General features: G+C 61.3%; 20 protein-coding genes. 5 read left to right on the plus strand and 15 right to left on the minus strand.

Features of this window, described 5'->3' with window-relative positions:
- Positions 1–4 precede the first annotated feature (4 nt).
- From WH87_RS19095 to WH87_RS14025, 13 genes are all read right to left on the minus strand, one after another.
- Complete coding sequence (locus WH87_RS19095) at positions 5–439, minus strand: hypothetical protein (RefSeq protein ID WP_052726687.1); 435 nt, start codon at positions 437–439, stop codon at positions 5–7.
- Positions 440–444: 5 nt separating this feature from the next.
- Positions 445–807: a DUF883 family protein gene (locus tag WH87_RS13980; protein WP_052726688.1), complete on the minus strand. Its 363-nt coding sequence runs from the start codon at positions 805–807 to the stop codon at positions 445–447.
- Between the two features lie 175 nt (positions 808–982).
- On the minus strand, positions 983–1,141 hold the full coding sequence (locus WH87_RS19420) for a DUF3309 family protein (RefSeq protein WP_082092705.1): 159 nt from the start codon (positions 1,139–1,141) through the stop codon (positions 983–985).
- Positions 1,142–1,182: 41 nt separating this feature from the next.
- Entirely contained in the window at positions 1,183–1,344 is a 162-nt protein-coding gene (locus WH87_RS19645; RefSeq protein ID WP_156458237.1) for a hypothetical protein, read from the minus strand.
- Positions 1,345–1,530: 186 nt separating this feature from the next.
- A complete protein-coding gene (locus WH87_RS13985) occupies positions 1,531–3,120 on the minus strand; it encodes an FGGY-family carbohydrate kinase (RefSeq protein WP_046140927.1) in 1,590 nt (529 codons plus the stop codon).
- Between the two features lie 2 nt (positions 3,121–3,122).
- The gene (locus tag WH87_RS13990) at positions 3,123–3,806 is read right to left on the minus strand and encodes an HAD family hydrolase (protein WP_046140928.1); all 684 of its coding nucleotides are present in this window, start codon (positions 3,804–3,806) and stop codon (positions 3,123–3,125) included.
- Positions 3,807–3,849: 43 nt separating this feature from the next.
- Entirely contained in the window at positions 3,850–5,325 is a 1,476-nt protein-coding gene (locus WH87_RS13995; protein WP_046140929.1) for a mannitol dehydrogenase family protein, read from the minus strand.
- A gap of 170 nt (positions 5,326–5,495) precedes the next feature.
- A complete protein-coding gene (locus tag WH87_RS14000) occupies positions 5,496–6,500 on the minus strand; it encodes an ABC transporter ATP-binding protein (RefSeq protein WP_046140930.1) in 1,005 nt (334 codons plus the stop codon).
- A gap of 226 nt (positions 6,501–6,726) precedes the next feature.
- Positions 6,727–7,557, minus strand: a complete 831-nt coding sequence (locus WH87_RS14005; RefSeq protein WP_046140964.1) for a carbohydrate ABC transporter permease — start codon at positions 7,555–7,557, stop codon at positions 6,727–6,729.
- 159 nt (positions 7,558–7,716) lie between these two features.
- Positions 7,717–8,589 (minus strand): carbohydrate ABC transporter permease, encoded by an 873-nt coding sequence (locus WH87_RS14010; RefSeq protein WP_046140931.1) that lies wholly within the window; start codon positions 8,587–8,589, stop codon positions 7,717–7,719.
- 171 nt (positions 8,590–8,760) lie between these two features.
- A complete protein-coding gene (locus WH87_RS14015) occupies positions 8,761–10,071 on the minus strand; it encodes an ABC transporter substrate-binding protein (protein ID WP_046140932.1) in 1,311 nt (436 codons plus the stop codon).
- A gap of 156 nt (positions 10,072–10,227) precedes the next feature.
- Positions 10,228–11,187 carry a sugar-binding transcriptional regulator gene (locus WH87_RS14020; RefSeq protein ID WP_046140933.1) on the minus strand — a complete coding sequence of 320 codons (960 nt, stop codon included), beginning with the start codon at positions 11,185–11,187 and terminating at the stop codon, positions 10,228–10,230.
- A 65-nt stretch (positions 11,188–11,252) separates the two neighbouring features.
- Complete coding sequence (locus WH87_RS14025; protein WP_052726689.1) at positions 11,253–12,032, minus strand: FadR/GntR family transcriptional regulator; 780 nt, start codon at positions 12,030–12,032, stop codon at positions 11,253–11,255.
- 473 nt (positions 12,033–12,505) lie between these two features.
- On the opposite strand from WH87_RS14025, the gene chvE (WH87_RS14035) reads away from it, so the two are divergent.
- The 4 genes from chvE (WH87_RS14035) (at position 12,506) to mmsB (ending at position 17,594) form a co-directional block, all read left to right on the plus strand.
- Positions 12,506–13,549: a multiple monosaccharide ABC transporter substrate-binding protein gene (gene chvE, locus WH87_RS14035; protein ID WP_197410814.1), complete on the plus strand. Its 1,044-nt coding sequence runs from the start codon at positions 12,506–12,508 to the stop codon at positions 13,547–13,549.
- A gap of 109 nt (positions 13,550–13,658) precedes the next feature.
- Entirely contained in the window at positions 13,659–14,723 is a 1,065-nt protein-coding gene (chvE, locus tag WH87_RS14040; protein ID WP_046140967.1) for a multiple monosaccharide ABC transporter substrate-binding protein, read from the plus strand.
- Positions 14,724–14,844: 121 nt separating this feature from the next.
- Positions 14,845–16,377, plus strand: coding sequence for a multiple monosaccharide ABC transporter ATP-binding protein (gene mmsA, locus WH87_RS14045; protein ID WP_046140968.1), 1,533 nt, complete (start codon positions 14,845–14,847; stop codon positions 16,375–16,377).
- Complete coding sequence (gene mmsB / locus WH87_RS14050; protein WP_046140935.1) at positions 16,374–17,594, plus strand: multiple monosaccharide ABC transporter permease; 1,221 nt, start codon at positions 16,374–16,376, stop codon at positions 17,592–17,594. Before mmsA ends, mmsB begins: the two co-directional genes overlap by 4 nt.
- 201 nt (positions 17,595–17,795) lie before the next feature.
- On the opposite strand, the gene sseA is transcribed toward mmsB, so the two are convergent.
- The gene (sseA, locus tag WH87_RS14055) at positions 17,796–18,629 is read right to left on the minus strand and encodes a 3-mercaptopyruvate sulfurtransferase (protein ID WP_046140969.1); all 834 of its coding nucleotides are present in this window, start codon (positions 18,627–18,629) and stop codon (positions 17,796–17,798) included.
- Positions 18,630–18,823: 194 nt separating this feature from the next.
- Between sseA and WH87_RS14060 the strand changes: the two genes are divergently transcribed.
- A complete protein-coding gene (locus WH87_RS14060) occupies positions 18,824–20,869 on the plus strand; it encodes an acyltransferase family protein (protein WP_046140936.1) in 2,046 nt (681 codons plus the stop codon).
- Between the two features lie 112 nt (positions 20,870–20,981).
- Here WH87_RS14060 and WH87_RS14065 read toward each other — a convergent pair whose 3' ends face one another.
- On the minus strand, positions 20,982–22,049 hold the full coding sequence (locus WH87_RS14065; protein ID WP_046140937.1) for an ABC transporter ATP-binding protein: 1,068 nt from the start codon (positions 22,047–22,049) through the stop codon (positions 20,982–20,984).
- Between the last annotated feature and the right edge of the window lies 1 nt (position 22,050).

Consider the following 22,050-nt stretch of genomic DNA (forward strand, 5'->3'; position numbering starts at 1 on the left):
CAGGTCAGTCGTCTTTGGCGTCAGAGTTGCGGACCAGGAGAAACGCTGCCACGGCAGCGGCCGGAAGACCCAGGCGACGCACTAATGGTGACTTGAGCAGGACCGGCAAGGCCGTCAGCGCGGCTGTCGTGACAAAGGCCCCGGTCTCACTGGACCGACGCTTGGCAACGGCTTTGCGATGGCGTTCGCCTTCCCCGATTTTGGAACCCAGAAACACGGCAAGCGCCAGCACCACAAAACCGCCACCAAAAATCAGCGCCGAATAGATCGGACCAACGACGGTTGTCAGGGCAAAAAAGCCCGCCGCCAATAGAAAGGCCACGCCAATCGCCGCGAAGACCGCCACGATTGCGTTGACGATAATCGTGCGCTTCAGCCGATCGGTCACTGCCTCGACTTCGATGCCCAAAAGGGCTGCGACGGACGAAAGCAAATTCATGGCGCTTAGCGCCGCGACAGCAGAGCGAGGATGAAGCCGATGCCGATCGCGCTGGCGACGGCGGTCAATGGCTTTTCGCGGATCTTGTCCTTGAGCTGCTTTTCCAGCTCGCCGGCCTGGTCCTGAACTTCTTCGATGACGTTCTGGCCCTGGCGCTGCAGGTTTGCTGCCTCGCTCTTGGCGACGTTCTTGACTTCATCGACCTTGGCGCTGCTCAGCTTGGCCAGCGTGGATGCAATGCCCTTGAGGTCGGCCTGCAGCTGGGAGATCTGATCTTCAAGCTGCTGTTCCTTGGCGCGCGAACGAGCGCGCGATGCGCCGGAAGCAGCCTTCTGACGTGTTGGGGCAAGATCTGGGGTGGTAGCCATTTGACGCTCCTTGACTAGAAATCACAAAGCCCCCGGAGGGAAAGGTCACCTCGGTACGCGGGGCGGCGTACCGAGGTGATGGGGCGGGCAAAGAGGGGGCGATCCTTACCCGCAGGGCGCTATCCAAATTCTTGGCTCCAGCAATGCTGGCTGCGCCCATTTTTTACTCTGGTGACTAGATGCGTCCCATCAGTACGAGGATGAGGATCACAACCAGAACGACACCAAGAATGCCGGAGGGAAAATAGCCGAAGCCGCGCGAGTAACCCCAATTGGGCAATGCGCCGATCAGCAGTAAAATCAGAATGATGATGAGAATGGTGCCTAAAGTCACTGTATTCTCCTAATAATGGAGGGTGGCGGCTCGCCAGCCGCTCAAAGGATGACCACCATCAGCACAACGGCCGTGGCCAGGATGAGCATGGCTGGTGCGAGAGCCTTGAGGACGTCGACATAATGGGTCTGGCCGTCATAGCCTTCGGCCCACATTGCGGAACGCGCGCCGTTCTCGATTGCCTTGAGTTCCTGGTGCGTCATGGTTTCCTCCACCACTGACGGCGCAAGTTCTTGCGCGGCGCCTGTTGTTGATCCTCATGCGCAGTGTTGCGCTTGCCCAAACAACGGGCGCGGTTCAACTTTGGTTCCGTCGCCAATTCGACAAAATTTGATCGAGTGGATTTGAGAATATCGCGGGAACGTGCCCGCTGGCTTGATCTTTGCCGATCAGCCGATCATCGCGTCGATGGCCTGACGCTGGCGGATCATTTCGAGGAAGATTTTGTAATCCTTGTCGAACTGCGGCTGCGCTGCACTGTTGCAGGGCTTGGATGTCACCGGCTGATGCATGGCAGCACAGGCTGCGTCGAGACTTGGATAAAGTCCTGCGGCAGTGGCGGCCACCATGGCCATGCCCAGCAGGGTTGCGTCCTTGGCCGAGGTTTCGACCACCGTGCAGCCGGTTGCGTCGGCGTAGAGCTCCATCAGCAACGGGTTCTTGAGATGCCCGCCGGTGACATGCAGCGTGTCGATGGCATAGCCGCGCGTATTGAGCGTTTCGAGCACGTGGCGCACGCCCAGGGCAATGGATACGCAGGTGCGCCAATAGAGGGCGCAGAGGCTGTCGAAGTCACTGTCGAGTGTCAGTCCGGAAATGACGCCACGGGCGAAGGGATCGCCTAGCGGCGAGCGATTGCCATGGAAATCGGGGAGCACATGCAGGCGACCGGCAAGGGCCAGGCCATCGCGTTCCCGCAGCACCATGATGCGCTCGATGATGGCTGCATGGGTCTGCGCATTAGGTTCGCCGCCGGCGCCGTGCCAGCGAATGATATGATCGAGCAGGGCTCCGGTTGCCGATTGTCCGCCTTCGTTCAGCCAGACACCCGGCAGCACGGCGCCGAAGTACGGCCCCCAAACGCCTGTGGTGGGGCGGGCTTCGGCGGACAGAGCCATAACGCAGCTGGAGGTGCCGGCGATGAGCGCCAGATGGCGGTCGATGGTGTCTACGTCGCTGGCGAAGGCGCCGAGGACGCCGAGGGCACCGGCATGGGCGTCGATCAGACCTGCGCCGACGCGACAGGCGGTGGTGAGGCCGAGTTCGGCAGCGGCCTGTTCGGTCAGCGGGCCAAGGTCGGTGCCAATGGGGCTGGCCTGTTCGGGCAGGGCGGCCTTTTCAATGAGATCGTCAAGGCCGACACGGGACAGAAAGTCAGCCTGCCAGCCCGATTGCAGGTGGCCGAGATAGGTCCACTTGCAGGTGAGTGTCGATTGGCTGCGCGCGAGCGAACCGGTGGCTTTCCATGAGAGGAAATCGGCCAGATCGAACATCATGGCGGCGCGGGACCAGCTTTGGGGCAGGTTGCGCTTGAGCCACATCAGCTTGGGCACTTCCATTTCCGGCGACATGACGCCGCCTGCATAATCGAGCACAAGGTGCCCGGTGCGGGTGCATTCATCGGCTTCGGCGAGGGCGCGGTGATCCAGCCAGACAATGGTGTCCCAGCGGTCCTGCCCGGCAGTGGAGACGGTGACGGGAACTCCCTGCGCGTCGCGGACGACGAGCGAGCAGGTTGCGTCAAAACTCAGGCCGACAACGTCCTCAGGGCGTGCTCCGGCAAGGGCCATTGCCCCGCTGATAGCCTGGCAGACCGCAGCCCAGATCTGTTCGCTGTCGTGCTCGGCATAGTTCGCGTCTGACCGCTGCATGGCAATGGGATGTTCGGCTCTGCCGAGGAGCAGACCTTGTGGCGTCAAAACGCCTGCGCGCGCACTTCCCGTCCCCACATCCACTGCCACCAGGAGACTTTTAGTCAACGCTACGATGCCTTTTCTTCCGTTTGCAGAGACCTTATCCGATCGGGCAAGGTCTGCATATCGTCGAAACTCTGAACGGGCTTGAGGGCATCGATGATGGGGCGCAGTGCGGCAGGGGCGATGTGGCTGCCGCCGAGATAGGCGAAGACTGGCATTCCGGCATTTTGTGCGGCCTGAATGCCGGGTGGGCTGTCTTCGATGACGAGGCAGTTTTGTGGCGCAACGCCCATGGCCTGTGCGGTGTGGAGGAAAAGATCGGGGGCCGGTTTGCCATTGGCGACCATGCTTGCCGAAAAGATCCTGCCCTCGAACAGCGGCAATAGGCCCGTGATTTCAAGGCTGTAGCGGATGCGCTCGGGCATGGAGGACGAGGCAACGCAGAACGGGATATCGAGCTGGGTGAGCATGTCGGCGACGCCGGGGCACGGTTTGAGTTCGGCTTGAAAGAGCGCGAACAGATCGTGCCGCATGGCTTCGAGCGCCGTGGGGCCGAGCGGAACGCCGTGGCTATCCTTGATACTGGCGGAGACGGTTGCGAGCGAGCGGCCCAGATAATCGCGGAAGGCTTCGTCGGGCGTGACGAAAATACCCTGCGCCGCCAAGGTGTTGACCAGGACGCGGATGGATAGGGGCTCGCTGTCAACGAGGACGCCGTCGCAGTCGAAAATGATGAGGTCTACCGACACCGATGGAGACCCACCGGTGTCTGATGGTCAGAAAAAGGGCGGATCACAGCTGCCCGGCCACATAGCGCTCAAGCGTCGCCTTGGTGCCAACCGACCAGAGCGTGGTCAGGGCGTGGGTGAAGGCGGCGATGAAGCTGGGCTCGCTTGCCAGCTCGCCATAGATATCGGTCATGGCAAGCCAGGCCTTGGGATCGGCCTTGGCGAGCTTGGCCTGAGCGGTGAGCCGATCCCAGTTCGGATCGTTGGGTTCGATGACGGCACCGGAGTCGGTTGTGCCGTAGCAATAGCGACACCACAGGGCACTCACGAGGGCCAATCCGTTAACAGACTGTTGACCTTTGACGCGATCAAGAGCCGATGGAATGATGAATTTGGGCTGCCTGTTGGAGCCGTCAAGCGCCAGCCGCCTGATGGTATCGCCGATTTTGGGATTGGCGAAACGACGCTGGCAGAGCGAGTAATAGTCGCCAAGGTCAGTATCGGGCACTGGAGGCACCACGGGGATAATTTCGTCGTTTTCGACCTTGGTGAGGAAGGCCGAGATCAGCGGGTCTTCCATCGCCTCATGGACGAAGTGAATATCCATCAGACCCGCCGGATAGGCGATGGTAGCGTGGCCGCCATTGAGGATGCGGATCTTCATGTGTTCGTAGGGGGCGACATCGGGAACGAACTGGACGCCGACCTTTTCGAGGGCAGGGCGTCCTGCGGGGAAGTTATCTTCCAGCACCCATTGCTTGAAGTTTTCGCAGAAGACCGGCCAGGCGTCGTCGATGCCGAAATTGTCGGCGAGGAGCTGCTTTTCGCGATCCGAGGTCGCGGGGGTGATGCGGTCGACCATGCCGTTGGGGAAGGCGACATTGGCCTTGACCCATTGCGCCAGCGCCGGATCGATCAGCTCGGCCAGGCCGACAATGGCGTTTTCAGTGACGTGGCCATTGCCCGGAATGTTGTCGCAGCTCATGACCGTGAAGGGGATGACATTGTCGGCGCGGCGACGGATCAGACCGGCAAGGATTAGCCCGAACGTGGTCTTTGGCGCGGCGATATGGGCTGCGTCATAGGCGATGTCGAGGTGGGTGGGGTCGAACTTCTGGCTGGCCGGGTCGATGTAATAGCCGCCCTCGGTGATGGTCAGCGAGACAATGCGGATGGCGGGATCGGCAAGGCGGTCGATGATCGCTGGTGCGTCGCCGGGCTTGAGATAGTCGATCATGGAGGCGGTGATGCGCGCGCTGCTGGTATCGGCTTCCTGCTCGACAACGGTGGTCAGCAGGTCCTGGGACTTCAGCTTTTGTCGCATGGCCTCGTCGGCCTCGCGCACGCCAGCGCCAACCAGCGCCCAGTCATGATCGGAGCCAGTGGCAAACAGGTCATCGAGATAGACCGCCTGATGGGCGCGGTGGAAATTGCCGACGCCGAAATGCACGATACCGGCTTTAAGGTTGCTCCGGTCATAGGCGGGGGTGGAGGCCGTGGTGATAGAGCCGAGTGCCTGTGCCGAGAGTTTGGTGGTCATGGTGTTCGTCCTTGATGCGGCTGGGGCCCGCGCTACAAAGCTATTCGTCGGTCGTCATTGCCCGGCTCGCCCGGGCAATCCACCCCCAACTGACTGGGGATGGGGGCGTGGATCACCGGGACAGGCCCGGTGATGACGTTGCGGAGGGTGCAATGGCCGCTCCCGCATTTTTAGAGCGACAGCCCCGCCGCGTCGAAGCGGTAGATGCGGCTCTGGTCGGGCGTGAGATAGACATCGTCACCGTGGTTGAAGGTGCGCTCGCCATCGGTGCGGACGGTCATCAGGCCTAAGCCGTCGACATTGACGTGCAGGAAGGTGTCGGAACCGAGCTGTTCGGCGACGGCGACCTTGCCCTTCCAGCTGCCAGCGGCGGGATCGCGGCTGAGCACAAAGTGCTCGGGGCGCACGCCGATGGAGTGGGCATTGTGCTTGCTGGCTTCGGGGCCATCGACGAAGTTCATCTTGGGCGAACCGATGAAACCGGCAACGAAGCGGTTGGCGGGCTTTTTGTAGAGGTCGAGCGGAGAGCCGAACTGCTCCACATTGCCGGCATTGAGCACCACGATGCGGTCAGCCATAGTCATGGCTTCGACCTGGTCGTGCGTCACATAGATCATGGTGGTCTTGAGCTGCTGGTGCAGCTCGGTGATTTCGAGACGCATGTTGACGCGCAGGGCGGCGTCGAGGTTGGACAAGGGCTCGTCGAACAGGAACGCCTTTGGTTCACGCACGATGGCGCGGCCAATGGCAACGCGCTGGCGCTGGCCGCCGGACAGGGCGCGCGGGCGACGGTCGAGATAGGAGGTGAGGTTGAGCGTGCGCGCGGCGTACTCGACCTTCCTGTCGATCTCTTCCTTGCTCATCTTGGCCATTTTGAGCGGGAAGGCGATGTTGTCGCGCACTGTCATATGCGGATAGAGCGCATAGGACTGGAACACCATGGCCAGACCACGCCGGGCGGGCGGCGCCTTGGTCATGTCCTCGCCATCGAGCAGGATCGTGCCGCCCGTGGTGTCTTCAAGGCCCGCGATCAGGCGCAGAAGCGTGGACTTGCCACAGCCCGAGGGGCCCACAAAGACGACGAATTCGCCGTCTTTGATGTCGAGGCTGATGTCCGGAATGATCTGGACTTCACCGAAGGACTTCTTGACGTGTTGCAGGGAGATGGAGCCCATTTTCAGTGGTCCTTGGCTTTGGTGATGGCACCGGTGGAGGTATTCACCTCTCCCCTCGAGGGGAGAGGTCGACGCGAAGCGGCGGGTGAGGGGTTCAGTGTCGGTGTTCTTGCCGAGAGGTCTTCACCCCTCACCCCAGCTTTGCCAGGTCGCTTCGCTCCCGGCGTCGCTACCCTCTCCCCTGAGGGGCGAGGGGGCGCAGGCTCGATTGGACGGAGTGCGACCATCATTTCACCGCTCCGAAGGTCAGGCCGCGGACGAGTTGTTTCTGGCTGAACCAGCCGAGGAGCAGGATGGGGGCGATCGCCAGCAATGACGCCGCCGAGAGTTTGGCGAGGAACAGGCCCTGTGGGCTGGAGAACGAGGAGATGAAGGCGGTCAACGTTCCGGCGCGGCCCGAGGTCAGCGTGATGGTCCAGAAGGCTTCGTTCCAGGCCAGGATCACGTTGAGCAGAAGAGTCGAGGCAATGCCGGGGACGGCCATGGGGACCAGAACGTGGACGATTTCGTTCCAGAGCTCGGCCCCGTCCATGCGGGCGGCTTCCAGGATATCGACCGGGATTTCCTTGAAGTAGGTGTAGAGCATCCAGATGATGATCGGCAGGTTGATCAGTGTCATGATGATGGTCAGGCCATGCACGGTGTCGAGCAGGCGCAGATCGCGAAAAATCAGATAGATCGGGATCAACACGCCGACGGCCGGCATCATCTTGGTGGAGAGCATCCACATCAGGACGTCCTTGGTGCGCTTGGTTGGCGCGAAGGCCATGGCCCATGCGGCGGGAATGCCGAGGACGAGGCCCAGCAGGGTCGAGCCGACCGACACGACGATCGAATTGATGGCGTGTTTGAAGTAATCCGAGCGCTCCTGCACGGCGGCGAAGTTTTCCAGCGTGAAGGTTTCGGGGAGGAAGGTCGGGCGCGAGGCGATGGCCTCGGCCTCGGTTTTGAACGCTGTCAGCAGCACCCAGAGGATGGGTGAGAACAGCACGAGGGCGATAACCCAGGCGGCGATGGTGTAGCCGGCTTTGGCTTGAACGGAGACGCTGCGTGCCATGGCTAAGCTCTCCCTGCGTGAATAGATTTCCAGACCATCGTCATTGCCGGGCTCGTCCCGGCAATCCATCTGCTGAGGCATCGTCTGGACCACCGGGACAAGCCCGGTGGTGACGAAAGAGGGGTGGACTTGGCGCCTGATGGCTGGCTGGTTGTGGTGTTAAGCATCGAGGTTCTTCCCCACTGCGCGCATCAGGAAGAATGCGACGATGTTGGCGATGATGACGGCGACGACGCCACCGGCTGAACCGGCGCCGATATCATTGGAGAGAATGCCGGTGCGGAAGACCAGGAAGGCGATATTGGTCGAGGCATAGCCCGGGCCGCCGCCTGTGGTGACGCGGATTTCTGCGAAGATGCCGAGCAGGAAGATGGTCTGGATCAGGATGACGATGGTCACCGACCGGGCCATGTGCGGCAGGATGATGTAATAGAAGCGGTTGATGGCGTTGGCGCCGTCCATCTCGGCCGCCTCGCGCTGCTCTTCGGAGAGCGACTGCAATGCGGTGAGGAAAATCAGAGTGGCGAAAGGCAGCCACTGCCAGGCGACGATCACGATCACGGAGAACAGCGGGAACTGGTTGAACCAGTCAACCGGCTGCAAACCGAACGCCTTCCACAGATGGCCAAGCATACCATAGCCGGGATGCATGAAGCCGTTCTTCCAGATCAGCGCCGCGACGGGCGGCATGACGAAGAAGGGCGAGATGACGATGATGCGCAGGATGCCCTGGCCCCAGAGGGGTTGATCGAGCAGCAGCGCGAGGAAAATGCCACCGATAACGGTGATCAGCAGCACACCGCCCACCAGGATCAGCGTGTTGACCAGCGACTGGGTGAAGCTGGGATCGCCGATGACGTAGATATAGTTCGCCCAGCCAGCAAAGCCGGTCATCATCGGATTGATCAGGCTGTAGTTCTGGAACGAGAACCACAGGGTCATGACCAGCGGAACGATCATCCAGATGAGCAGGACGATGACAGCCGGCGCCATCATGAGGCGAGAGAGGTTTCTAGTCTGGGCGGTGGCCATGTGATGATCCGTTTTGAAACCGAGCTTGGGGCCGTCGTCTCCTCACCCGGCGCTGTGCCGACCTCTCCCGTCAGGGGAGGGTGATCAGGCCTGGTTCGCGAGGTGGATTCGAGATCTGCCCGGCCATCAGAGGGGACCTTTGGCCGGGCAGGTTCAGTCTCGGGAGGAGACTTACTTGATATAACCAGCGCGGGTCATGTCGCGGGTGGTTGCTTCCTGGGCCTGGGCCAGGGCGGCGTCACCGGTCATCTGGCCAGCCAGCGCTGCCGAGAACAGCTGGCCAACATTGGTTGCGATGCCCGCAAATTCCGGGATCGCGACGAACTGCACGCCGGTGTAAGGCACTGGCTTGACGGTTGGGTGAGCCGGGTCGGCCGAGTTGATGGAGTCCAGCGTCATCTTGGCGAAGGGCGCTGCTGCCTGATAGTCGGCATTGGCATAGAGCGAGGACCGCGTGCCGGGAGGCACGTTGGCCCAGCCGTCAGCCGCAGCGACGGTTGCCAGGTAGTCCTTGTTGGTCGCCCAGTTGATGAACTTCTCAGCGGCTTCGGCATTCTGGCTGCTCTTTGGGATGGCCAGCGACCATGCCCAGAGCCAGTTGCCGCGCTTGCCCAAGCCATTGTCGGGCGCCAGCGTGAAGCCGACCTTGTCAGCAACGGTGGAGTCCTTGGGGTTGGTCACGAAGGACGCCGCGACGGTCGCGTCGATCCACATGCCGCACTTGCCCTGTTGGAACAGGGTCAGGTTTTCGTTGAAGCCGTTGGACGAAGCGCCGGCCGGGCCAGCGTCAGCCATCAGCGACAGATAGGTGTCGAGGGTGTTCTTCCACTCTGGCTGATCGAACTGGGGCTTCCAGTTTTCGTCAAACCAGCTGGCGCCGAAGGAGTTCGACATGGCGGTCAGGAACGCCATGTTCTCGCCCCAGCCGGCCTTGCCGCGCAGGCAGATGCCGTTGATGTCATTGGCGCGGTCGGTCATGGCGCGAGCGGCCTGGCCGATGAATTCCCAGGTCGGGGCATCTGGCATGGTCAAGCCGGCCTTTTCCATCAGGTCCTTGCGGTACATGATGAACGAGCTTTCGCCGTAGAAGGGGGCTGCATAGAGCTTGTCCTCATAGGACAGGCCAGCGCGGATTGGCGGCAGGATGTCGTTGACGTCATAGCCGGCATCGGCGCTGAGGCCATCGAGCGGCACCAGCCAGCCCTGCTTGGCCCAGATCGGGGCTTCGTAGGTGCCGATGGTCATCACGTCGTACTGGCCGCCATTGGTGGCGATGTCGGTGGTGACGTTCTGGCGCAAGGTGTTTTCTTCGAGCACGACCCAATTGAGTTCAATGCCGGTCGCTTTGGTGAATTCGGGCGACAGCGCCTGCATGCGCACCATGTCGCCATTGTTGACCGTTGCGATAGTCAGCGTCTGCGCAGAAGCCGAGGTGGCCAGCGCGAGCGTGATTGCCGTCACGAAAATCGGTGTCAGTTTCATCGTATTCCTCCCATAGACCGGATTGGGCATTTACTCCAGTCGTGAGCAAATACTCACCATTTATGCGCGACAGTCAAGTGTGCTATGCGCTCACCGAGGGTGTGCATGTAGAAAACCTGGATCGGTTTCGGGAGCTATACTTGTTGAATCAAGTGCTTACGGAGTATTGAGCAGGCCTTCGGCGGTTCGCTCGTCCGTGATGATGCCGTTCACCAAATGGCGACCGAGGGCAGCACTGATGCCCGGCAGCTTCTTGCGGCCCATGGCCATGAGCACAACCAGAGACTGGTCGCGCGGGGGAATGGGCGCGCTGGCAACGCGCTCATTGGTCTGGCCCTCAATGAGGTTGCCATCGGCATCAAAGCACCAGCCGCAGATCTCGCCCACCGCGCCGGATTTCTGCAGGGACTTGAGCTCATCGGCATTGATGAAGCCATCAACAAAGAGCGGGGCATCGGGGCCCAGATCGCCAATGCCGACAAAGGTCACGTTGGCCTTGGCCGAGAGGGCAAGGGTTTCGCGCACCATGGGCTGGGCATGCAGCAATTCGCGCTCGCGTGCGGACGATGCGATCACGGGCAGGGGCATGGGAAAGCTGCGCACCTTGACCGTGTCGGCCATGTTGAAAATCACGTTGTAATAGGCGGCCGAGCCGTCGGGGGCGATATTGCCGGTGAGCGACACCACTTTGTGGTGGGGGCAATCCATCGGCATGATCTGCTCGACGGCGGCCTTGAGGGTACGGCCCGTGCCGATCGCCAGGACGATGGGGTCGGGGCGCTTCAGCCAACGCTCGATTTCGGCGGCACCCGCCTGGGCAACGCCCTGAGTGCTCGACTCGCTTGAGGGATCAGATGGTACAACCTCGGCCAGTTCGAGATGAAAGCGCGTCTTGAGGCGCGACGCGAGATCCATGCAGCGGCCAATGGGATGATCGAGGCGGACCTTGATCAGGCCCTCGCTGACCGAGAGCGAGACGAGGCGCTGCGCCGATTGGCGGGAAATCCCGAGCTTGGCAGCGATCTCTTCCTGATTGTTGCCGGCGACATAGTACAGCCAGCCGGCGCGGGCAGCGTCATCGAGCCGATTGCTGGAACTGTCTACTCTCTGCGCCATGGGCCACCCTGCCGTTTTGCGGGGCGATTATTCGGCCAAGCGGACGCGCGCCGCAAGGCGTTTTGTCAGATTCGTCCCTTTGCCGCAGGGCGGCGGCCCAACTGGTTCAGCGCGGTGCGGATATCGCGCTCCGTATCCTTGAGGTGGAAGCGCATGGCATCGGCAGCGCCGCGACCGTTGCCATCCTTGATGTTGTCGAGAATGCGCTGATGCGCCTCAATCGTGTCATTGATGGTGTGGCCGCGCTGCTCGTGGCCCCGTCGGCTGATATAGAAACCCTCACGGAGCGGCTGGGACATGGCCTCAAAGAGATAGCCCAGCACGCGGTTGCCGCTGGCGAGGGCGATGGATTCGTGGAAGGTCACGTCATGGGTGTGAAAGGCAAGTTCGCCTGCCTCCGATTCCATCCGTTCGGGATCGCCGGCGACGTCGCGCATGCCCTGCAAGGCGCTCTCGATGGCCGCGATTCCGGCTCGCGTTGCACGCTTGGCGGCGAGGGTTGCGGACTGCACTTCGAGCGATAAACGCACCTCGACGAGGTCAAAAACACCCTTCGGGTCGTATCGGATAACCGAGGTCAAAAAATCGGTGAAGGCGCCGCTGTCAGGTTCCCGCACCACCGCTTTGCGACCACGCGCCAGAACGAGCAGTCCGCGTCCCTCCAACAGCTTGACCGCCTCGCGAATGGTGAGGCGACTGACGTCGTAGCGTTCGGCCAATTCTGCCTCGCTGGGCAGGCTGGTGCCGGGAGCCATCTCCCCCAAAATCATCTGTGCGAGATCGTCCGCAACAGCGCTGGACGCTGTCGCCTGATCGGGTCGCGAGGGTTCGCCTGATGTGCTCAAATCCCCTCCAAGGTATCTGATATCTTTGCATCTGCCGTCGCCGCTTTGCGGTCATGATTGACAGAAATGTCTACTGGTTGCTCCAGGATAGCGAGACAGGCCTTCGGCTGCAACTGCCGCAAAACATGCGTTATCATTAATATTCGACTGTCGAAAAAAATGCTGGAGAATTTGAATGCTGCTTTACAGCGGTATCTGATTATCCTAGTTTCCGGCCCGTGGGCTTGGGAGGGCTCGCGGCGGCAGCGGTCGTCCTGCAGGAGGATTTCATGCACGACGAACCGGCGATGCGCATAGGGCGTTCGCACGGTTGAAAGCACTGCTCTCGGGATCGGTGGACTTCTGTGTAGTCCCGGTTTTGAGGGGTGCGCGTATGCCTCGTTGATCCTCTCCCCAGACGACCATTCAAGCTTCTGAATTCGAATACAAAAGGGAGTCGAGACGTGAAGTTTCTGAAATCACTCGCGACCGTGATGGCCGTTGGCGCAATGGCGCTGACCGCCACTTCAGGCGCTTTCGCCCAGGACAAGGGCGCTATCGGTATTGCAATGCCGACCAAGTCGTCGCTGCGTTGGATCTCGGACGGCGATGCGCTTGTCGCTGCGCTGACCGCCAAGGGCTATTCCGTCGACCTGCAGTTCGCAGAAGACGACATCCCGAACCAGCTTGCCCAGATCGAAAACATGGTCACCAAGGGCGTCAAGGCCCTCGTGATCGGCTCGATCGACGGCACCACCCTGTCTGCAGTGCTGCAGCAGGCAGCTGACGCCGGCATCAAGGTCATCGCGTATGACCGCCTGATCCGCGACAGCGCCAATGTTGATTACTACACCACCTTCGACAACTTCCAGGTGGGCGTTCTGCAGGCCAGCTCGCTGCTGACCGGCCTCGACTATCCAGCCAAGGCAGGCCCGTTCAACATTGAACTGTTTGGCGGCTCGCCAGACGATAACAACGCTTTCTTCTTCTACAACGGCGCGATGAGCGTTCTGCAGCCACTGATCGACAAGGGTGACCTGGTCGTGAAGTCCGGCCAGACCGGCATGGACACCGTTGGTACGCTCCGTTGGGACGGCGCTGTTGCGCAGGCCCGCATGGACAACCTGCTGTCCGCTTACTACTCGGACGGCTCGCGCGTTGACGCCGTTCTGTCGCCATATGACGGCCTGAGCCGTGGCATCATCTCGTCGCTCCGCGGCGTTGGTTATGGCACTGCCGATCAGCCTTGGCCGATTATTTCGGGCCAGGACGCTGAAGTGCCATCGGTCAAGGCGATCATCGCCGGCGAGCAGTACTCCACCGTCTTCAAGGACACCCGCGAACTCGCCAAGGTCACTGCTGACCTGGTCGATACCGTGCTGTCCGGCGGCACCCCAGAAGGCCTCGACACGACCACCTATGACAATGGCGTCAAGGTGATCCCGTCGCTGCTGCTGACCCCATACTCGGTCGACAAGTCGAACTACGAACAGCTCGTCGTGGGCTCGGGTTACATCAAGGCCGAAGAGCTCCAGTAAGCTCTGGCCCTGCGCTCGGAGGCATCGCGCAAGCGCGGCGCCTCACTCCGGAACAACCCGCCGACTGAAACAGGCGGTCCAATCTAGATTTCTTGGGAGAGTTACGTTGATCACTAAGTTTGCAAGCATTCTGGCTGCCAGCGCCCTCGCGCTGACGGCGTCCACCGCCGTCATGGCGCAGGACAAGGGTTCGGTTGGCATTTCGATGCCTGAGCAGGTTACCCTGCGCTGGATCTCGGACGGTGCTGAGCTGAAGTCGGCTCTGGAAGCCAAGGGCTACGCCGTTGACCTGCAGTACGCAGGCGACGACATCCCGAACCAGCTCGCACAGCTGGAAAACATGGTCACCAAGGGCGTTGACGCGCTGGTGATTGCAGCACTCGACGGCACCACGCTGTCGGCTGTTCTCGAGCAGGCTCACACTGCTGGCGTCAAGGTTTTCGCTTATGACCGTCTGATCCGCGAAACCCCAAATGTCGACTACTACACCACGTTCGACAACTTCCAGGTTGGCGTGCTGCAGGCAAACTCGATCCTGAAGGGTCTCGGCTACCCAGAAAAGAAGGGCCCGTTCAACATCGAGCTCTTCGGCGGTTCGCCAGACGATAACAACGCGTTCTTCTTCTATGACGGCGCGCTGAGCGTTCTGCAGCCACTGATCGACAAGGGTGACCTCGTCCTGAAGTCCGGCCAGCAGGGCATCCAGACCGTTGGTACGCTCCGTTGGGACGGCGCAACTGCGCAGGCCCGCATGGACAACCTGCTGTCGGCTAACTACTCGGACGGTTCGCGCGTTGACGCCGTTCTGGCTCCAAACGACGGCCTTGCACGTGGCATCATCTCGTCGCTCCGCGGCGTTGGCTACGGCTCCGCTGATCTGCCATGGCCAATCATCTCCGGCCAGGACGCGGAAGCTCCATCGGTCAAGGCAATCGTGGCCGGCGAGCAGTACTCGACCGTCTACAAGGACACCCGCGAACTCGCCAAGGTCACTGCTGACCTGGTCGACACCGTGCTGTCCGGTGGCACGCCAGAAGGCCTCGACACCACCACCTACGACAATGGCGTCAAGGTCGTTCCATCGATCCTGCTGACCCCATACGAAGTCGACCTGAGCAACTACCAGAAGCTGCTGATCGACTCCGGCTACATCAAGGCCGACGACATCAAGTAATCTGCCGAAAACACTCTTGGGCTCCGCAGCGATGCGGGGCCCATACCCATGACGGAATGACTTGTCTGGGCCGTTCAATTCACGCTAAGCGCCGCCCTTTTCGGGCAGCCGAGAAACGATGATGACCGAAACCATTCTAGAGATGCGCAGCATCACCAAAACGTTCCCCGGCGTGAAAGCGCTGCAGGACGTGAACCTGGATGTGCGCAAGGCCGAGATCCATGCCATTGTTGGCGAAAATGGCGCCGGCAAATCCACCCTGATGAAGGTGCTGAGCGGGGTTTATCCGTCCGGCAGCTATGATGGCCAGATCATCTACCGGGGCAAGGAAGTCAATTTCAAGACCATCCGCGACAGCGAGCATGAGGGCATCGTCATCATCCATCAGGAGTTGGCGCTGGTTCCCCTGTTGTCCATCGCGGAGAACATTTTCCTCGGTAACGAACAGGCCAAATCTGGCGTGATCGACTGGGATGAGACGCGTGATGGCGCGCGCAAGCTTTTGGCCATGGTTGGCCTCAACGAAGATCCCGACACGCTGATCACCCATATTGGCGTCGGTAAGCAGCAGCTGGTGGAAATCGCCAAGGCGCTGAGCAAGGAAGTCCAGCTGCTCATCCTCGATGAGCCGACCGCCAGCCTTTCGGAAAAGGACAGCGCGGCGCTGCTCGATCTGCTGCTTGAATTCAAGAAGCAGGGCATCACCTCGATCCTGATTTCCCACAAGCTCAACGAGATCAAGAAGGTCGCCGACCGCGTGACCGTTATCCGTGACGGGCGGACCATCGAAACGATGGAGAAGGCCGATGTCACCGAAGACCGCATCATCGCCTCGATGGTGGGCCGGTCTCTGGAAGATCGTTACCCCAAGCGCGAACCCCATATCGGGGAAGTGCTGTTCGAGGTGAAGAACTGGTCGGTGTTCCACCCCATCCATTCCGATCGTCAGGTGATCAGAAACGTCGAAATCCAGGTTCGCAAGGGCGAAGTGGTGGGCATTGCCGGGCTGATGGGCGCGGGCCGCACCGAGTTCGCCATGAGCGTGTTCGGCAAGACCTATGGCCGCAACATCTCGGGCCAGGTGTTCATGCATGGCAAGCCGGTCGATACCTCGAGCGTGCGCCGCGCGGTTGATGCCGGGCTGGCTTATGCCACCGAAGACCGCAAGCAATATGGTCTGAACCTGATCGACCACATCAAGAACAATACCACGATCGCCAATCTTCCCGGCGTGTCGCGGATGGGCGTTATCGACGATATCGTTGAGATGAACGTCGCCAATGACTATCGCAAGAAGACCAATATCCGATCATCGAGCGTGTTGCAGACTGTGGGCAACCTGTCGGGCGGCAACCAGCAGAAGGTCGTGCTCAGCAAGTGGCTGTTCTCGAACCCCGAGCTGCTGATCCTGGACGAGCCGACGCGCGGTATCGACGTTGGCGCGAAGTATGAAATCTACACGATCATCAACAAGCTGGCCGACGAGGGCAAAGGCATTCTCGTCATTTCCTCGGAAATGCCTGAGCTGCTGGGAATTTGTGACCGTATCTACGTAATGAACGAAGGCCGCATTGTTGGCGAGCTCGCAGGCAGCGACGCAAGCCAGGAAAACATCATGCGCGCTATCGTGCGTGCAGAAGGAAAGACCGCATGACTACCGAAACCGCAACTCCCGCGCCGACGTCGTCGGCTGGGTCGCTCCTCAAGACCACGCTGCGCGACTATGGCCTCGTCGTGGCCCTGCTCGCCATCATGGTGTTCTTCCAGTTCACCACCAATGGCGTGCTGTTCAAGCCGGTGAACCTCACCAACCTGATCCTGCAGAACTCCTACATCATCATCATGGCGCTGGGCATGCTGCTGGTCATCGTGGCTGGTCACATCGATCTGTCGGTGGGTTCGGTCTCGGGCTTTATCGGTGCGCTTGCCGCGCTGATGATGGTGAAATACGGGATTGCGCCCATTCCGGCGGCCATCCTTTGCCTTCTCATCGGTGGCGTTATCGGCGCATCGCAGGGCTATTGGATCGCCTATCTCAAGATCCCGAGCTTTATCGTGACGCTGGCGGGTATGTTGGTGTTCAAGGGCCTGAGCCTTGCCGTTCTCGGCGGCGCATCGGTTGGTCCATTCCCCACCGAATTCCAGCTGCTGAGCGCCGGTTTCATCCCTGACGTCATCGGCCCGATCACCATTCCAATGGGTGAAGGCGCGCCAGTCGTGCTGCACTCGACCACCATGGTCATCGGTATCCTGATCGTTCTGGGTCAGGTGTTCTCGAGCCTGCGGACGCGTCGCCGTCGTCAGGGCCATGGCTATGAAGCCGAGCCATTTGGCTTCTTCGTGGTCAAGACTGCGCTGATCGCCGCGCTCATCCTGTTCTTCACGTATCTGCTCGCGTCCTACAAAGGCCTGCCGAACGTGCTGATCGTGATGTCGATCCTGATCGCCGGCTTTGTGTTCCTGACCAAGAAGATGACGCTGGGCCGCCGTATCTATGCACTGGGTGGCAACTCCAAGGCTGCGCAGCTTTCGGGCATCAAGACCGAACGCCTGACGTTCTATATCTTCATCATCATGGGCATGCTGTCGGCTCTCGCGGGCCTGATCTTTGCGGCGCGTCTCAACACCGCGACCCCCAAGGCTGGTCAGGGCTTCGAGCTCGACGTGATCGCGGCCGTGTTCATCGGTGGCGCATCGGCCATGGGTGGCGTGGGCCAGGTGGCTGGTGCTGTGATCGGTGCGTTCATCATGGGTGTGATGAACAATGGTATGTCGATCATGGGTGTGAACATCGACTGGCAGCAGGTCATCAAGGGCCTCGTGCTGCTCGGCGCCGTGGTGTTCGACGTTTACAACAAGAACAAGGCCTGATCGGTCTGGTTTCAAATGCTGAGGCCGCCGGGGAAACCCGGCGGCCTTTTTGTTTTTGCGGGATGTGGTGTGTTGCCACGACCTCGTGGTTCGACGGGCTCACCATGAGGTCTGCTGGGGAATTAGGTTCCCGCTTCCGATGGGGGAAGCGCCCTCGGGTAAGCCCGAGGGCGACGCTGTGGGTGGTAAGCGAGGCTGGCCTCAGGTCTCGACTTCGGCGTCGGGGCGGGCGCCCCATTCGGTCCAGGAGCCATCGTAGACAGCGATCTGTTTGGCGCCGGCGAGCTCTAGGGCAAGAGCGAGGGTCGAGGCGGTGATGCCGGAGCCGCAGGAGGTGACGATGGGCTTGGCGAGGTCGAGGCCGCGATCAGCGAAGAGCTGGGTGAGCTCGGCGACGGGCTTCATCTGGCCATTGTCAGTGAGAAGGCCGACCGGGACGTTGAGGCTGTTGGGAATGTGACCGCTGCGCAGGCCAGCGCGTGGCTCTGGCACTTCGGCATGGAAGCGCGGGGCCGGACGGGCGTCGGCGATCTGGGCGGCGCGATCCTGGCTACGGGCGCGAACCTTGTCGAAATCGGCAACGCGGTCTGCATCGAGCTTGGCGTGGAAGGCCACTGCCGGGCGGGTAACGAGGCCGGTTTCGATGGCGCGACGCTCGGTGCGCCACTTGGGGCCGCCGCCGGAGAGGATGCGCACATCCTTGGCGCCCATTGTCTTGAACGTCCACCAGACGCGGGGGGCGGAGAACAGGCCGAGCTCGTCATAGACGACGATGGTCATGGTCTCGGAAACGCCCAGGGCGCCGACCATATGAGCGAAGTCATTGGGCGCTGGTAGCATGTGGGGCAGGTCTGAGGATGTATCGGCGACACCGTCGATGTCGAAGAACACCGCGCCGGGGATGTGCCCGGCGAGAAACTCGGCCTGCGCGTTGCGCGCGGCGTTTGGCATGTGCCAGCTGGCATCCACAACAACGAGGTTGGGATCGCTCAGGTGAGCGGCGAGCCAGTCAGTCGTTACGAAGGGGTTATCCAATTCAACGCTCCAGAAATGCGCCCGTTGGCGCAGGGGCACAATGGCGCGCGCGGCAGACGGGGTCAAACCCCATGTGGCCCCCGCAAGGTGGCCGAAACAAGTTCCATGCTTTGGCGCATGGCTCCTGTGGCTGGCGCGCGATTGTGGGGCGCCTGAGAAGCCGATAACACGCGTGGGCTTGCAGGGACCGACAGATGAATTTGGATAAGGCCAAGGCCGCGAAAAGCGGCAAGAGCGAGACGCTTGCCTATCAACCCTTTGTCGATGGGCTGCGTGCCATTTCGATCCTAGCCGTGGTTTTGTACCATGTTGGCCTGCCCGGCGTGCCGGGGGGCTTTGTCGGCGTCGATGTGTTCTTCGTCATCTCGGGCTACCTGATCATCAGCCAGATCGTTGCTGGCGTTGAGCGCGGCAGCTTTTCGATGGCGGGGTTCTGGGCGCGGCGGGCGCTGCGCATTTTGCCACCCTATCTGCTGGTGATCCTTGTCAGTCTGGCTATCGCGCCCTTCGTTCTGGTGATGCCGGGAGAGTTCAAGGACTTTAGCGAGCAGGTGATCTGGTCGGCGGGGATGGTGGTGAACCATCTGTTTCTAGGGCAGGGCGGATATTTCGAAGCCTCGGCTGATCTCAAGCCCTTGCAGCATCTGTGGTCCCTCGCAGTCGAGGAGCAGTTCTACGTTGTCGCGCCGCTGTTGATCGGCGGGCTGTGGTGGCTGTCGCGCCACATGGGTGGGCAGGCGTTGCGGGTGGGCGTTTCGGCGCTGTTGTTCGTGCTGTCGCTGGCGCTGTGCATCTATTGGACCGGTGGCGGGGACGGCACCAATTATGCGTTCTACGTGATGCCGTTGCGGGCCTGGGAGTTCATCGCCGGTGGGGCGGTGGGCTTTGTCGTACCTTATCTCGCCAGGCTGCCCAAGCCAGTGACGTCTGGGCTGACAGCGATTGGCCTGGCGATGATCCTGGGATCGGTGGCGCTGTTTACTGCCGTGACGCCGTTTCCGTCCTTCTGGGCGGCGATCCCGGCGCTGGGCGCGGCACTGCTGATTGCCGGGGGCGTGGCGCATCCGGCAGGGCTAGTGGCGCGCGGGCTGACCTGGCGCCCGATGATGTGGATCGGGTTGATTTCCTACGCCTGGTATCTCTGGCACTGGCCGCTGCTGGCGTTCATGCGGGTGCATAACTTTGGCGAGAAGGTTTTGCTGTGGGATGTGGCGATGGGCGCGCTGTCGTTTGTGCTCGCCATTGGCACCCATCTGTGGATCGAGCGGCCGATCCGCGAGTGGCGGCAGCGGACGCGGGTGCGCATGGATTGGCGGCCGGTGTTGGTGGGCGGCGCGGCTTGCGCGGCTGTGGCAGTCAGCGGCTTTGGCTATGCCAATTTCGCCGTTCCGCCCGAGCTTGGCGAATATCAGAATGTAGACCCGATTCTGCGGACTGGGGATAAGTGTCGGCTCAATCTGAGTGATCCGAACGACGAGTGTGCCATTGAGCGCAAGGCAGAGCTGGGGCTTGTCTTTGGCGACTCCCACGCGCTGATCGAGCGCCCGCTGTTCAACACCATCGCGCATACATTTGGGGCGCAGGTTGCCAGCATCGGCAGCAATCGCTGTGCGCCGCTGCTGGGCGTGGATATCCTCAATGACGCGACCGAAGCCTGTGACGAGAACAAGCTGGACGGCATCGCGGCGATCAGCAGCGGTCACTATCCCGCGCAGTTCGCCATTCTGGCTGCGCGGTGGGCTGCTTATGCCAAATCGCCTGACCCGACGGCGGGCGGAGAGCAGGGATGGCTGCTGGCCGAGCCGGGCCAAGTCCTGCCCAGCGACCAACCAAAGGCGCTCTATATCAAGGGCTTGCGCGAGAGCATAACGGCGCTTGAAGGGGCGGGCGTGAAGCGCATTCTGGTGCAGGGACCGGTGCCGGAATGGCTGCGACGGGCGCCCGAATGCATCGCGCGGGCCGACGCCATGCGGGTGGATCGGGCGACAAATTGCGGCTTGCCACGGGCTGAGGTTGAAGAGCGGCGCGCCGATGTGGTGGCGTGGATAAAGGAGGCGCTGGAGGTGTTTCCGGAGGTCCGCTTCATTGACCCGCTGGATGTGTTTTGTGACGCGACCACGTGCCGACCCTATGATGGGCAAGTGCTGTTGTTCAGCGATGACGACCATATGAGCGAGGCCGGTCAGGCGCGGGTTTTCCGGGCGTTTGAGACGGATTTCCTGTGGGCGTTCCGGGGGTAAGGGCGCGGTGGGTGTTGCGACGTCGTGGGTCGCTGAGGGGCATTCACCCCTCACCCCGGCCCTCTCCCCTTGAGGGGCGATGGGGTTGAGGGGTTTGTTGCTGCCCCGTAGGTTACGCAGCCAGGACTAGAAGGTCTTTGCTGGCGAGGCTGATGGTGACTGGCTCGCCGCGCACCGGGGGAGCGGTGCGTTGGTCGTTGAAGGTGTCGAGGCTGACGATGTTGGTGCCCAGCGCCACGCGGAGGCGGATGACCGAGCCCAGGAACGTCACGTCGGAGATCGTGCCGGTGAGGGAAATGTCGTTATCCGCGCGGGCGCCGACGGTTAGCACCTCGGGCCTAAGAGTGAGCGATATGCCAGCACCTGCCTTCGCATTATCGGGCAAAGTGTGAAGGGAAACCGTCTGGCCATCGATGGTGACCTTTTTGGCCGCTACATCGCTGACCACGGCCTCTATCGTATTGAGCTGACCCACAAAAGTGGCGACGAAGCGGGTCGCGGGCTTGTTGTAAATCTCGTGCGGCGCGCCGAGTTGTTCGATATTGCCGGCATTCATCACCACGATGCGATCGGAGATCGAGAGGGCTTCTTCCTGATCGTGCGTCACGAAGACGGTGGTGATGCCGAGATCGAGCTGGATAGCGCGGATTTCTTCACGCAGGCTAACACGGATTTTGGCGTCGAGGGCAGAGAGTGGCTCGTCGAGCAGAAGCATGCGCGGGCGTGGGGCAATGGCGCGGGCGAGGGCGACGCGCTGCTGCTGGCCGCCAGACATCTCGTAGGGGTAGCGCTTTTCGAAGCCGGGCAGGCCGATCAGCTTGAGCATGTCGGCGACGCGGGCGCGGCGCTCCTCGGTGGGCATGCCGGCGATCTTGAGCCCGAAGCCGATATTGTCGCCAACGTTGAGGTTGGGGAACAGGGCATAGGCCTGGAACACCATGCCGAGCTGGCGCTGGTTTGGCTTGAGGTGGGTGATGTCATTGCCATCGACGGTGATGCTGCCCGAGGTGGGATTCTCGAAGCCCGCGATCATGCGCAGGATGGTGGTCTTGCCGCAGCCGGAGGGGCCGAGCAGGGAAATGAACTCACCCTTTTCGAAAGCAAAGCTGACGCCCTTGACCACCGTATTGGTGCCGAAGGATTTGGTGAGATTGTCGACGCGTAGAAATTCGGATGCCATG

This window comes from Devosia epidermidihirudinis, assembly GCF_000971295.1.
GTDB classification, from domain to species: Bacteria; Pseudomonadota; Alphaproteobacteria; order Rhizobiales; family Devosiaceae; genus Devosia; species Devosia epidermidihirudinis.

Bases quoted from the DNA above. Each gene is read 5' to 3' on its own strand.
- WH87_RS19645 (WP_156458237.1), bottom strand. From the start codon at position 1,344: ATGACGCACCAGGAACTCAAGGCAATCGAGAACGGCGCGCGTTCCGCA.
- WH87_RS14000 (WP_046140930.1), bottom strand. From the start codon at position 6,500: ATGGGCTCCATCTCCCTGCAACACGTCAAGAAGTCCTTCGGTGAAGTC.
- WH87_RS13980 (WP_052726688.1), bottom strand. From the start codon at position 807: ATGGCTACCACCCCAGATCTTGCCCCAACACGTCAGAAGGCTGCTTCC.
- mmsB (WP_046140935.1), top strand. From the start codon at position 16,374: ATGACTACCGAAACCGCAACTCCCGCGCCGACGTCGTCGGCTGGGTCG.
- WH87_RS14065 (WP_046140937.1), bottom strand. From the start codon at position 22,049: ATGGCATCCGAATTTCTACGCGTCGACAATCTCACCAAATCCTTCGGC.
- WH87_RS14005 (WP_046140964.1), bottom strand. From the start codon at position 7,557: ATGGCACGCAGCGTCTCCGTTCAAGCCAAAGCCGGCTACACCATCGCC.
- chvE (WP_197410814.1), top strand. From the start codon at position 12,506: ATGGCCGTTGGCGCAATGGCGCTGACCGCCACTTCAGGCGCTTTCGCC.
- WH87_RS14020 (WP_046140933.1), bottom strand. From the start codon at position 11,187: ATGGCGCAGAGAGTAGACAGTTCCAGCAATCGGCTCGATGACGCTGCC.
- WH87_RS14015 (WP_046140932.1), bottom strand. From the start codon at position 10,071: ATGAAACTGACACCGATTTTCGTGACGGCAATCACGCTCGCGCTGGCC.
- WH87_RS19095 (WP_052726687.1), bottom strand. From the start codon at position 439: ATGAATTTGCTTTCGTCCGTCGCAGCCCTTTTGGGCATCGAAGTCGAG.
- WH87_RS13995 (WP_046140929.1), bottom strand. From the start codon at position 5,325: ATGACCACCAAACTCTCGGCACAGGCACTCGGCTCTATCACCACGGCC.
- mmsA (WP_046140968.1), top strand. From the start codon at position 14,845: ATGACCGAAACCATTCTAGAGATGCGCAGCATCACCAAAACGTTCCCC.
- WH87_RS14060 (WP_046140936.1), top strand. From the start codon at position 18,824: ATGAATTTGGATAAGGCCAAGGCCGCGAAAAGCGGCAAGAGCGAGACG.
- WH87_RS14010 (WP_046140931.1), bottom strand. From the start codon at position 8,589: ATGGCCACCGCCCAGACTAGAAACCTCTCTCGCCTCATGATGGCGCCG.